Below are 12,862 nucleotides of genomic sequence, written 5' to 3'. Positions count from 1 at the left end.
AAATTAATTTTTTGGTTAACAGGTCCTGTTAATAGAACATGGTGCGGTTGTCCTCGATGCTTGCGTTTTCGCGAATGGCATTGAAGACGTCGTTGAGAACACGGTTTGAGAAAGCACTGCTGATCTGGCGGCGGGTGGCCGACATATCTTCGGGTTCAACGGCTTCTTCACGATTCATCACTTCAACCACCAAGACCCCTGCGTTACCCTTGATGGGCTCCGAAATGGTGCTGGGCTGCAGGCCGAATGCGGTGCCAACCACTTTGGGTTCGGGACCTACGTTGGGAAGATTCATCATGTTGAAACGGATTTCGAGGGCTTGCTCGGGAGTGAGCTGTAATCTTTCAGCTATGGCTTCCAGGTTACCTGCTTCGAGAGCTTCTTTCATTTCAGCGGAGAAGGTTTCAAATTTCTTTTCGCGGATGGCCAGGGCCTGGATCTCATCCCGAATCTCTTCCAGGCTGGGGATACCTTCTTCACGTTTTTCGGTGACGGTGGCCACAATAAAGCGATCTTCAACATCAAAGATCTGCGAAAATCCACCAACCTTGGTGTTTTCATCAAATGCCCAGCGGACGATTTCCCTTGGGTTCTCAATGCCGGGCAGGTTCATGTCCATTTCGCGGACCATTTCGATTTCTCTTACGCTAAGACCCTTTTCTTCGGCGGCTTCTTCAAAGTTCTTGTTTTCGCGCAGCAAGGCTGAAAATTCGCTTGCCTGCCCGAAGACGGCCTGGAAGGTGCGGTTGCTGGGTTCGATGTTGCGTGTCAGTTTGGCCACCTGCACTTTTTTGGTGGGGGCTGATTTGCCGGTTACCTCGATTACATGGATCCCAAACTGTGACTCGGCAGTGGTAAATGTGTTCACACCGGCTTCGATCACGGCCTCGGAAAACTCGGGCACCATTTCAAAGTCACGGAACCATTCGAGGTCTCCGCGGTTCGCTTGCGCGGAAGGATCGTCGGAGAGCTCGACGGCCAGATCGCCAAAACGGGCCGGATTACGCCTGACCACTCCAAGGATGCTGTCGGCCAGGATGCGGGCTTCCTCCAGCGTTCGGGTAGTGTTTGGATTGGCAGAAGCCGATCCAAGGTAAGAAACGAGGATATGGCTTGCACGCATGCTGTCGGGGCGAAACTGAACATCGGTCAACTTGGCCATTACGAAAGCGTTTTCCTCAACAATAGGCCCGTAAATGTTGCCCACCGGTGAGTTGAACATGACCGAATCGAGTTCGGGCGAGAGTTCGCCCTGCCCTACAAAGGTGGGGTTGAAACGTTCGTCAGAGGATGAGTTGATAAAGGTCTGAATGTTCTCAGTATTGGCAAATTCTTCCTGCAATTCAAGGATTTCATTACGAAGGGCCTCGCGGTCTTCTTCGCTCGGGAATACGGGAAAAGCCACATACTGCAGGCCGCGTGAGGCTTCCTGTTCGTACAAATGGCGGTTTTCTTCATAAACCCTTGTCAGCTCGCGGTCCGATACCTGGACAAGGCTGTCGGCCAGGGTATCGAAACGTTTTACTACATACTGGAAGTCAGCAGTAGCATTGCGGTCCTGGTATTCGCGGCTCAGCAGCAGCGAAGGCGTATAATAGCCCTGGCGAATCAGGTTATGGTATTTGTTTTCCTGACGCTCACGCTTGATATACTGTTCGATGAGCAACCACTGATTCTGGGTCTCGGGGTCCAGATTGTCAAAGTTTTGCAGAAAATTGATGACCTGTTGGGGATCGTAACTGCCATCATTAGGGTTGGAAAAGTTCCTGACGATGACTTGGTGGGGGTTAGGTCCGTGAATCAGGTAATACAGCTCATCGCCGGAAGTTTCAATGCCCAGTTTTTCCATCTCGCCGTCGAGGAGAATCTCGCGCAGCATGGTGTTCCATACTTGCTGCCTGATCTGGAAAGCTTCCTGGGGGCCGGGGTTTTGGTTACCGGTCTGCATCTTCCAGCCTTCCAGCTGGTCGTTGACGCGCTGTTCAAATTCCTGGTAGGAAATTTTTGTTTTATCAATTTTTCCAACATCAACACTCCCGCCGCGGCTGGGGCCGTATCCAAAGAAATCGCCAAGCACAAAAGCTGCAAGTGCAATACCAATTACGGCAATCAGCAAACCGGAGTAACTCCTTATCTTATTAATTACAGCCATAGCAAAAAATCCTTTTTAAAAATTAGATTGCAAAGGTATAACAGAAATTGAATTAACAACTTATAATTTTTGATTTAGTTCGATCAGGAGTGACTAATTCTTACCTGAACCATCTCAATTCGCTTTTCACTTACCTGGGTAATACGTAAAATAAACCCCGGGATTTGCAGTTCCTGTCCTTTTTCGGGAATGCTTTCCAGGTGATTCAGAATCAGGCCCCCAAGGGTTTCGTATTCTTCCGATTCGGGGAAGTTCAGGTTATAACGTTCGTTGAGATAATCGATTTCGAGGCGGGCTGAGAAAATATATTCGTCCTCCTTAATTTGTTTTTCCAGCAAATTGTCCACATCATACTCATCATCGATCTCGCCGAAGATCTCTTCCATGATGTCCTCAATGGTAATGATGCCTGAGGTGCCGCCAAATTCATCGATTACCACGGCAATGCTTTTTTGCTGCTGGATGAAATTTTTTAACAATTTGTTGACGTGCATGGTTTCGGGCACGAGCATGACCGGCCTGATAATGGGGCGGATGTCTTTTGGCTTTTTGAAAAAGTCGAAAGCATGCACATAACCAATGATGTTATCAATGGACTCTCGGAAAATCAGGATCTTGGAAAGGCCGGTCTGTGAAAAAATAGAACGGATCTCATCAGGCTGTTCATCATGAGGCACGGCCACCACCTCGGTGCGGGGGATCATGCATTCTCTCACCTTGATGTCGGGAAACTCGACGGCATTACGGAAGATCTGAATCTCACGGCTTTCTTCGTTTTCGTCCTCTGCATCGGGGCTAAACTCCTTAAGGAAGTTATCCATATCAACAATGTTAAAAACCTTTTTGCGGTTGCCCAGATCCATATGAAACAGATACCGCAGGATGAATTCGGATAACTTAATGGTGATGAGCACTAAGGGGTAAAGGATAAAATAGAAAAGATAAACCGGCAGGGCAAATATGGATAGAAAACGGTTAGGATTAATTTTAAACAGGGTTTTTGGCAGGAACTCGGCAAAGAGAAGAATGATCAGCGAAGAAACAATGGTCTGTAAAAAAAGGATTCCTGCTTCATTGTTAAAAGGTTCGGGCAAAGCCCTGGCAAATACAGGGTCAAGCAGGGCGGCTATGGCAATACCATAAACCACCAGAGCGATGTTGTTACCCACAAGCATTGCAGAGATGAAGCTGGATTCGGAATGAATGAAACGTGACAGCAAGCGGGCCGAAAAGCCTCCGCCTTTCTTTTCGACCTCCACCTTGAGTTTATTGGCCGAAATAAAGGCTATCTCCATGCCCGAAAAAAAGGCCGATAGCAGGAGGCTGATGACAATGATGGTGTAGGTGTTCAATGTTTGTATAAAAAATTTTTTCCAGGAGCAAAATTACCTAAAATCCAGCAATCAGGGCATGGGTTGTGGTTGTTCTTGCCCAACCTCTCCGGTTTCAACCCTGAAAGTGCCGCGGGGATTCTTGATCTCCCAGGTGGTGAATCTTTCATCGGCATCCATTCCATCGCCAAATAAGACCTCATCGGCTGTAGTGATCTTGACAAACTTCTCTGAATAGATGATGCCTTTTTTCTGGTCCCAGATCAATTGTTCGGTGTTGAGCTTTTCGTTGGCTTCATTGATGACCACCACATCGTTGCGGGCTTCGAAAAGCTCATTGCCTAGATAATTGATGGCGTAATTGGCGGTCAGGGTAGAAGTAACATTCATCAATGAATCATAAAATATCACAGAAATCCCTTCGGGCATTTCAATGTAATTTTTTTCCCCTCCATAGCGATCCATACGGGGGGCTTTGAGGATCATCTGGATCTGTGCATGCTGGCTATAGATCATTTCCACCTCAAACCCGCTCTCAATGGGCGACTCGTCTTTATGTGTCAGCGCCTGTATGGTATCCAGATCGCTTTTGCAGGAAACAAACATTGCCACTCCCAAGAGAATGGCAATGTTTGTGATCTTTTTAAAAAGGGATAAGCTATAGCTTTCCATTTTAATGTGTTAGGGTCTTGGGCGTGCAGTAGTGGTTTCGTTGATCCAGCATCCCACATTGTATGATTTTCCGCCATCCAGCCCGTGGAAGAACAGGATCTCATTATTGGGAAAATACTGTGAGAACGTTGATATTAACTGGTTGGCACGAGCAACGACATCGGGGTCGTCATCCACATTGCGCGCACGGATAAACTTGTCGACAGCGGCCCAGTAAACGGCGCCGGTAGAGACCTCATCGGTTCCGCAACTGCGGGCGCTGGCGGCATACAATTCGCCAATGAGTAGGTAGGGACGTCCATCATCAGGGTTTACTTCAGCGGCCCTGAGAGCATAGGTGCGGGCTTGTGACATCCTGTTGAGGTTACGATATAACAGATCGGCCATCAGCATATAAGTAGTGAACTTATCAGGTTCGTCCTGGTCAGCGCCCAGTTCGATGGCTTGCTCATAATATTCCAGCGCATCGGCATAGTTCTCCAGATTATTCTCCAGGCGGCCCATCAGGAAAGCAGACTGAGCAGTAGGATTTAACTTGTGGAAATTCCGAGTGGCCTTGTAAAACAACTCTTCGCCGGTACATCCCGAGCGGTCCAGCATAAAGGTGATCTTGTCGAGCAATTCGGGGTCTTCTGGACTGGCTTCAAAACGTGGGGTGTATATTTTAACCAGGTTTTCGCAGCTGGCATAGGGCTCAAACAAGGCCTCAATATTATTCTTGGCAGGGTTAAAATAAATGGAGTCTTCCGGGTTGTTCAACAGGTTGAAATCAATGTAGTCCATGGCCCGGTCATAGTTAATGACAATTTTTTCAGGGTCGAGCAAACCAGCTTCTGCCAAACGAATGGTAGCCTGGAAGTTGATCAGCAGCACATCGGCCTGTGAGCCATTGGCTTCCAGTTCGATGGAGCGTTCAGAGATATCATAATGGCTCTGGGCTTCGTTGGGCCGGAAAACATAAAGGTCGGCCACCTTGCGTCCAAGCACATAGCCTTCACGATTGAAATACTGGATGCGCTGATCATAAACCATCATCAGGGTGTCAACATAGGCTTCCCTTTTGATGGGGTCAGTTTCATTCTGATACATGAACTTCACCAGGGTGGCACCGTGTATATAAAGGTTTTGGGTTGCAAGGGGGCAGTTGAAGAACATCCAGCGCCAGGGGTCAATGGACATGGGATAGTTCCGCTGCTTGTAGTATTCAGCATACAAGGACCAATTGGTAACACACTTAACACTGTCATTGCCATAACGGGGTTGGTCCATCAGTGCAGCATCCAAAGCCTCATCGAAAGAAACTTCTTCTGTTTCGTTAGCATTTTCAACCAACACCATGTCTGCTCCACCAGCACTGGCTTTTGACCCGGCAAGGCATCCGCTCAGCCCAAAGAAGACCAATGCGGCAGTTAAGATGAGATAGCGATTCGTTTTCATTGTATTGTGGTTTTTGTTATCTTTTAGTAGAATCTCCGCCTTACAAACCACCTTTCGTGAACGTTTACACCGATGTTTATTCGGTAAAGATTCTCCTTAATCAGGTTATTTTCGGTTGAACCTCGCTGGCCAAGTTCAAAACTTACATTCAGGCCATTGAGTGTTCTCCTTATAGGCATACTTATACCAAAACTTATGCCAAACTCATTTATGGCTTGTTCGTTAAGGTTAAGATAGGTTTGTCCATAGCGTAATCCAGCTTGATATTCAAGGCGACTCAGGAAGTTGGAGTAAGTCTGAACATTGGGGTTGTGTTTCACACCCAATGCAATATTGTAAGTGTTGTTCAGGTTCTCCTGGGCATCAAATATCTCAAATTTTTCCCAGTTCTGCCATTGGAAGTCCAGTCCGCCAGCCCATTGGCTGTTGAGGCGGGCAAACACCCCAGCACCCCAGTAGGAGGGGAGATAGAGACTTCCCTTTACCCCTTCATAATGGCTGATGGTATCGTAGCTTGTAAAGCCGGGCAGCAGGCGCTGAACGGTTTCCATTTCACGGGTACTTATGGAAGTACCGGGGCCAAAGGTGGCGCCAAAGGTAATGTTTCGGGTATCGGAAATTTTATGATGGTATTGGGCGCCGAAACCAAAATAAAAGTCATTGACTTGGTTGGCCTTGATTTGGTTGGTCTGGAAAAATCCGGTGGAATCGGAGTTAACAGTGGTGTGGCGCTCCATGCTTCCAAACAGGTAGGAGGTATTCACCCCCACAGAAAGCCCCTTGAAGATCCTGAATGAGTTGCCGATAAAAACCTGGTTAATGCCACCACTGCCCTCATAGAGGTAGTTGATGGTTCCAACCTGGTCGTCCACCGAGCTGCTCATCACCTTGTAGCCCACTGCACTGAATGGCTTAAGCCCTGCACCGATACCCCACCAGCGTTTGATGGGAAAAGAAAAGGCCAGGTTGGCCAGGGAGGTGTAGTTCCCCATTTGTTTCTCGGTCTGGGTGCGCTGATCATAAAAGTGCGAAAAGGCCAGGGCTTCGAAAACAAAAGAGGTGGAATCGATTGCGGTATAGGAAGCCGGGTTGACGTCGTTGACCGAGTTATTGGAGCGGTAACCAACCCCAATGCCCCCCATTCCCATGTTGCGGAAATTCTGATTAAACATCAGCTCGCCTACCCCAAAGCGGGAGTAGGGTGAGGTGATACGTGTCTGGGCTCTGGCCGGGAACAGAAGCAATAACAGGATTACCAGGGTAAATATTTGCCTGTAAGACCTGCCTGTATGGGAAAAAGACATTATCGTTATGAAGTTGGTTAACCCTTCGGGGCTGTTAAAAATTGACTGCAAATATCCTATTTTTTAGGTTTTTGTCAAAATAAAATGATGGTGACAACTGCTAAAAAACCATAAATCACCCGGAAACGGTATAATAATGGGGAGGGAATGGCCCGTATGATCGTATTTCAAAATAAGTGTGGCTTGAAAAAAACTCAGAACAAAACTAACATTGTTCGTTGAAAATGAGCAACAAAGGTAGGAAAAATTACATTACGGGCTCCATTTGCAAAAAAACCTGCTGAAATTAAAAATGTTTACTTAAATTTGCAGCGTCAAAAAAAACGACAAAGGTACCATAGCTCAGTTGGTAGAGCAACGGACTGAAAATCCGTGTGTCCCTGGTTCGATTCCGGGTGGTACCACGCAAAGGACAGCCTCACAGGTTGTCCTTTCGTGCTTTATACAGTAAGATATTTTTGGATTAAGGGTTGTTTCAGATCAGGTTTGGAATCCCGGTTTCCGGGGGTAAGATCCTTGATTCCATCATTTTCTTCCATAATCTGCCGGAATCTCTCCCCACACTTCGGTTTCCCATTTCAGGATAGGGTTTTCCCAGTTATTATTTTTCAGCCAGTATTCAGCCCGGTCGATCAGGTCAAAAAGCGCTTCATTCTGGCTGTTTTCCTCCACTTTGGTTTTGGCGTGTTTGTTTCTTACCCAGGCCATGGCCGTTTTCGAATCGGAATAAATGGGTAGTTTCAGTTTATTCTTTTGACACCAGGCCAGGGCATGCACCAGTGCCAGGAATTCCCCAATGTTGTTTGATGCTTTGGGGAATGGCCCCTGCTTAAAGAGCAATGTCTTGCTGGCAGTATAAACCCCGCGGTATTCCATGTCGCCGGTGGTCATGTTGCAGGCGGCATCAACCGAAAGGCTGTTCTCAATGGGCATGCCAACGGCCTTTATTTTCTCAGGGTCGGGCGGAGACGGGGCGGCCTTTTTGCCAATATGCTGAAACGGGTTGTCCTGGTAAGCTTTTTTAGCCTGCTCCAGGGTTTCGAACGACTTGTAGCGGGCGCCTTCAAAACCATGGACGGCCTTCCGGCATTCGTTCCAATTGTCGAAAACGCCGGTTTGATGCCCGGCCCATACTACATAATATTTTTTTTTCGGCATGCCTGTCTGTTTTTTCGGGGAGATTAATCTTCCCTTTTTCGCAGGCCGTCCCAGCCCTGGGCAGTCAATTCGATCCACTGCCCGGAAGTGGTAACGAGGTGGGCTCCCTGGGAGGCATCTGCCATATGGCCAATAATTCTAATGCTTTCCAGTTCTTTTATCTTTTCATAATCTTCCTGGCGGGCGGTAAACAGCAGTTCGTAGTCTTCTCCCCCGCTGAGGGCACAGGTGGTGGGGTCGATATTGAATTCATGCGCCACGGCAGCCATACGCTGATCAATGGGGATGTGCTCTTCGTAAATGACAGCACCATTGCCTGAGTTTTTGCAAAGGTGCATCACCTCAGAAGCCAATCCATCAGAGATGTCAATCATTGAACTGGGCATTACTCCGGCCTTACTGAGCATATCCACAATATCCCGTCGGGGCTCAGGCTTTAACTGTCGCTCCAGCACGTGTTCATAACTACCCAGGTCGGGCTGAACATCGGGATTCCCCTTGAAGGCGGCCTTTTCACGTTTCAAAACCAGCAATCCGCAATAAGCGCCACCCAGGCTTCCACTCACACAAATCAGGTCGTTCACTGCCGAGCCTCCCCGGTAAACCACCTTCTCCTTTGGCGCGTGCCCTATGACTGTAACCGAAAGAACCATCCCTGATGGGCTGGCCGTGGTGTCGCCACCAACCATATCCACCCCGTATTTTTCGCAGGCCAGCAGCATGCCTTCGTAGAGTTCTTCGAGGGCTTCAAGCGAATAGCGGCTCGAGACGGCCAGGCCAATGATTACCTGGGCCGGCGTCCCGTTCATAGCATAAATGTCGGAAAGGTTGACGGCCACAGCCTTATATCCCAGATGTTTCAGCGGGGTGTAAACGATATCGAAGTGGACCCCTTCCACCAGCAGGTCTTTTGAGACCAGCATGATCTCCTGTCCGGTTTCGAGCACTGCGGCATCATCGCCAACGCCTTTCAGCGTTCCGGGATTCTTTAATTGGATGTTTTTGGTCAGGTGGTCAATAAGCCTGAACTCACCCAAGCTGGAAATATCGGTCAGGGCTTTCTTTTCGTGTTCACTCATGGGCACAAAATTAGCTGTTTTCGTTCATTATGCGGTTTTGAAGCTCGATGGACTGCTGGTGGACCATTTCGAGCAGGGTGCGCAGGAAGGCCGGGTCGATCCCAAGGTCCTGCCCGCGCTTCATGCGGTCGCGAAAAATATTGTTCCAGCGGCGGATCTGCAGGATAGTGATGTCGTTGCTTTTTTTTAATTGCCCGATCTTTTCCACGATCTCCATGCGCTTGGAAAGGAAATAGAGAATGTTCCGGTCAATTTCGTCGATTTGTCTGCGATAGGCTTCCAGCTGGCGTGTTGCTTCGCCCTTTACGCATCCGGCGCGTCTGACCACCAGGTGGCTGATCAGGTCGAACAGGTCCTCGGGAGTTACCTGCTGACTTGCATCAGTAAGGGCTTTTTCCGGATTACAGTGCGACTCAATCATCAGCCCATCATAATCCAGGTCGATGGCATTTTGGGCCACCTGAAGCAGCAGGCGCCGGCTTCCGCTGATGTGGCTGGGGTCGCAGATAATAGGCAGGCCCGGGAAAGTTCGTTTGAGTTCAATGGGGATTTCCCAGAGGGGCACGTTGCGAAACACGCTGTCGTCGTAAGTGTTAAAACCCCGGTGAACGGCAATGATGCGGTCGATGCCAGAATGGTAGATGCGTTCAATGGCGCCAATCCAGAGTTTCAGGTCGGGGTTGATGGGATTCTTCACCAGCACGGGCATCTCAGTACCAAAAAGGGCATCTGCGATTTCCTGAACAGAAAAGGGGTTCACGCTAGTGCGGGCACCAATCCAGACCATGTCAATATCATATTTCAGGCACAGCTCCAGGTGGGCGGGCGAGGCTACCTCCACCGCAATGGGCAGTCCCGTGGCATCGCGGGCCTCCACCAGCCACTGTAGGGCCTCTTCACCCCTGCCTTCAAAAGAACGGGGACGGGTTCGGGGCTTCCACACCCCTGCCCGCATCACACTTACCATTCCCGTGGCAGCAAGGCCCAAAGCCGTTTCCATCACCTGGCGCCGACTCTCGGCACTGCAGGGACCCGAGATTAGAAAAGGGGTGCTCACCGGTTTGATCCAGGAAGTCAGGGGACGGAATTTTATGGCGTCAACGGCCGGCATGGAACATGGTTTTTGGTTTACCAGCAAGGGCTTTTCTGTGCAAAATTACAACATTCAGACGGATAAATGGTTCAGCAGTGTTTTCAATAATAGACCTGGGTTAAGATCATGGCTGAGAGCAGCTTTTAGGATATTGCAGTTCACCAAAAGATGCCCGGGGTAATGATTTAGGCTGGATAATAATTTATTTCAGCAGGCAGGAAGGCTGCCAGATGAATGACTGGGGAACGGGTTTTGTTTCCCGCTTACCGGTAAGCCGGGAGTTCCTTCGGGTCAACAAAGCCAGCAGGAATGACCGACTTCCGGTGGAGCCTGAAGTTTCGCCGGCCTTTTCCCAACAGCAATTCCGCCCCTTCTTCCAGGCAGACCACACCACCCCTGTTAACCCGTATCCTTCCGTTGCCGGGGATTTGAACCCTGGCCTGTGATGATATTCTGAGGGTGTCGCCTGTGCCAACGATCAATGTGGCCCCGTCGCCGATCGAAAGCAGGCTGCCTGGTTTCAGCACCAGTGAAGAGCCCTGGCTTAGTCGTACTTTTGACCGCTCCTTCAGGATGAAGGCTGAACTTCCCTCCAGGGTCAGTACCGTTGGTTTTGCAAATAAACCCGAAACGGTGTCACGGGTGATCTGATTTGGGGTCAGGCTTTGGTTTAGTTCAATGATGCGGTTTTCCTTTACAGTGACTTTTTCTTTCACAACAATGTTTCCGGTCCAGCGGACATCGTCTGCCACCTCGTAATCGTCCCAGCTTATTTCCACCCTGAAGTTGCCCTGGCTGAGCGCTTCCATTTCGACCCTTAAACCGCTGAGATAAATGTGCGAGGTATTGATGTTTTGGCTGGAGATGGTGTGATTGTTATTCCCCTCATGGCGCTGGTTTACATAAAAAGTCGTCACATTGGCCGCTGGGGGATTGCTGCCCAGGTTGAGTACAGTTTTTCCTGTAAAGGCATCCAGGTCATCCCCGTAATAGGAATAAGACACGTCCTTGTCCCCTACGCGCCGGGAGAAATATTTGATGGCGATGCCATCGCCGTCCACCCTGCGGATCACATCCTGTCCATCGGGCGGGAAAAAGTGCGTTGTTTGATCCTGATAACCTGAAAGGGGATTGGGCTTAAGCCGGAGTTCCGTTCGCCTGTTGTGATCGTAGGCCACGCAGGAATATTCCCCCTCCATCAGTTCGAAGTCCCAGTTTCCCTCGGCGCTGAAAACCCGAAGGTTATCGGTTTCGTTAAAGGGAAACACCTCTGAGGAAGTGCCTTCCAGAATATCCTTGCCTACTTGAATGTAAGCATAAATGCCCGGTGTTCCTGTGTGGCGGCAGGGGTTCAGGGTATCCCCGAAAAAATCCAGCGAATATTGCAGATAGTCCAGCTTATTGTTCAGCCCCACCTGGTGGTTTTCGAGCCATAGGTATTGGTTAGATGCCCCTTCATCCTTATAGGGGAGCAAAACCCGGATGGCATCCCCGGTGGTGACAAAATCCCTCAGAAAAAAGCGCTTCGGACCATCTTCCTTTCGGATATCCGCCGGTTCCCCTCCAGCCTGGATGAGATATCCCCGGGGGTTGTAGTCCTGGCTGGTCCATTGCATGCGCCAGCGTTCATAGCCATTGCACGACACCAGCCCGGAATGGTAGCTGCCCATCAGGCCATAGCCTCCTTCCGTGCCGAAAAAGGTGTTGGTGCCTCCGCCCGTGTAATGATTACCCCCGGAGGCGTGAAAGTTGTTGCCGCCAAACAGGTTGTGCGAAAATTCGTGCTGAATAATATTGGTGGGGTTGTCCGTAAAGTTTACATCGCCGACACACTGGATGGTTCCAAGGTCGTAGCCGTAAAAGGTATTTCCTGCTCTGAGTTCATCGGCTGGTTTATAGTTTCCCCAGCCCTGCCCGTACCTCAGCTGCCCGTATTGAAGCCTGTGGGTTAGCGTTTTGCCATCCCTTACAAAAGTGGTGTCAACATAGGTCGTATTCCTTGTCATGATCTGGATGAAGTCAAACTTCCCGTTGGGTTCCATTGCCTTGGGCTTACCCATGCCTGATGGGGTAAAGGTGTCGTATTCTGCCATATCGTTGTGGCCGTAAATGGTTTTCAGCCCCCCATTTTCATTGATGAGGCTGATGGCAGCCCTGACCAGCAAGGTCAGTGAAAACTGACCCAGCTCCTTTCCGAAATAACGGTCATTGCTTTTTGGGATTTCCGATTGCCTGATGTTGACCACCATAAAATCACCCAGCAAAACCAACCGATCGAAGGAGGACTCGCGATACAGCCGGGTCATGACCCCGTAGCCGCCCGAAGCATAGAACTCCGTGTCCATAAACTGCTCCAGGTAGGCAGGTGCATCGGTGTTGATGCCTTCCTGGATGGCTTCCGGCCAGATGTCATTCGGCTTTTGGATGGGGTCGATATGCGGGGTCTCATCATAAATGATGTTGATAAAAAGATTCAGGACCCGGTATTGCCCGTGGGGGTTTATCATATTACCATTAGAACTCCTGAGGGGAGGATTCTCCTGTGCAGATAATTTCAGGCCTGCGACCAGAAACATCATGATCAGTAAACAAAATAAGCATACGTTGTGGGAGAATCGTTTCATTCAGCAATTTCT

General features: G+C 49.3%; 9 protein-coding genes and 1 tRNA gene. 1 reads left to right on the top strand and 9 read right to left on the bottom strand.

Features of this window, described 5'->3' with window-relative positions; translation table 11 throughout:
• Positions 1-28 precede the first annotated feature (28 nt).
• From V2I46_11545 to V2I46_11525, 5 genes are all read right to left on the bottom strand, one after another.
• A complete protein-coding gene (locus V2I46_11545; GenBank protein ID MEE4178130.1) occupies positions 29-2,152 on the bottom strand; it encodes a SurA N-terminal domain-containing protein in 2,124 nt (707 codons plus the stop codon).
• An 83-nt stretch (positions 2,153-2,235) separates the two neighbouring features.
• Complete coding sequence (locus V2I46_11540; protein ID MEE4178129.1) at positions 2,236-3,504, bottom strand: hemolysin family protein; 1,269 nt, start codon at positions 3,502-3,504, stop codon at positions 2,236-2,238.
• 51 nt (positions 3,505-3,555) lie between these two features.
• Positions 3,556-4,155: an LPS export ABC transporter periplasmic protein LptC gene (lptC, locus tag V2I46_11535; GenBank protein ID MEE4178128.1), complete on the bottom strand. Its 600-nt coding sequence runs from the start codon at positions 4,153-4,155 to the stop codon at positions 3,556-3,558.
• A gap of 9 nt (positions 4,156-4,164) precedes the next feature.
• A complete protein-coding gene (locus tag V2I46_11530) occupies positions 4,165-5,592 on the bottom strand; it encodes a tetratricopeptide repeat protein (GenBank protein ID MEE4178127.1) in 1,428 nt (475 codons plus the stop codon).
• Positions 5,593-5,615: 23 nt separating this feature from the next.
• Entirely contained in the window at positions 5,616-6,896 is a 1,281-nt protein-coding gene (locus V2I46_11525) for a hypothetical protein (protein ID MEE4178126.1), read from the bottom strand.
• A gap of 331 nt (positions 6,897-7,227) precedes the next feature.
• Here V2I46_11525 and V2I46_11520 point away from each other — a divergent pair.
• A tRNA-Phe gene (locus V2I46_11520) sits at positions 7,228-7,300 on the top strand.
• Positions 7,301-7,421: 121 nt separating this feature from the next.
• On the opposite strand, the gene V2I46_11515 is transcribed toward V2I46_11520, so the two are convergent.
• The 4 genes from V2I46_11515 to V2I46_11500 all read right to left on the bottom strand — a co-directional run bounded on the left by V2I46_11515 (position 7,422) and on the right by V2I46_11500 (position 12,850).
• On the bottom strand, positions 7,422-8,054 hold the full coding sequence (locus tag V2I46_11515) for a ribonuclease H family protein (protein MEE4178125.1): 633 nt from the start codon (positions 8,052-8,054) through the stop codon (positions 7,422-7,424).
• A gap of 23 nt (positions 8,055-8,077) precedes the next feature.
• A complete protein-coding gene (gene thiL / locus V2I46_11510; protein ID MEE4178124.1) occupies positions 8,078-9,133 on the bottom strand; it encodes a thiamine-phosphate kinase in 1,056 nt (351 codons plus the stop codon).
• A 10-nt stretch (positions 9,134-9,143) separates the two neighbouring features.
• Complete coding sequence (locus V2I46_11505; GenBank protein ID MEE4178123.1) at positions 9,144-10,244, bottom strand: chorismate mutase; 1,101 nt, start codon at positions 10,242-10,244, stop codon at positions 9,144-9,146.
• Between the two features lie 245 nt (positions 10,245-10,489).
• The gene (locus V2I46_11500; GenBank protein MEE4178122.1) at positions 10,490-12,850 is read right to left on the bottom strand and encodes a hypothetical protein; all 2,361 of its coding nucleotides are present in this window, start codon (positions 12,848-12,850) and stop codon (positions 10,490-10,492) included.
• Positions 12,851-12,862 lie beyond the last annotated feature (12 nt).

The sequence above is a fragment of the Bacteroides sp. genome, from assembly GCA_036351255.1.
GTDB lineage: Bacteria > Bacteroidota > Bacteroidia > Bacteroidales > UBA7960 > UBA7960.
This window is presented reverse-complemented; position numbering and strand designations above follow the sequence as displayed.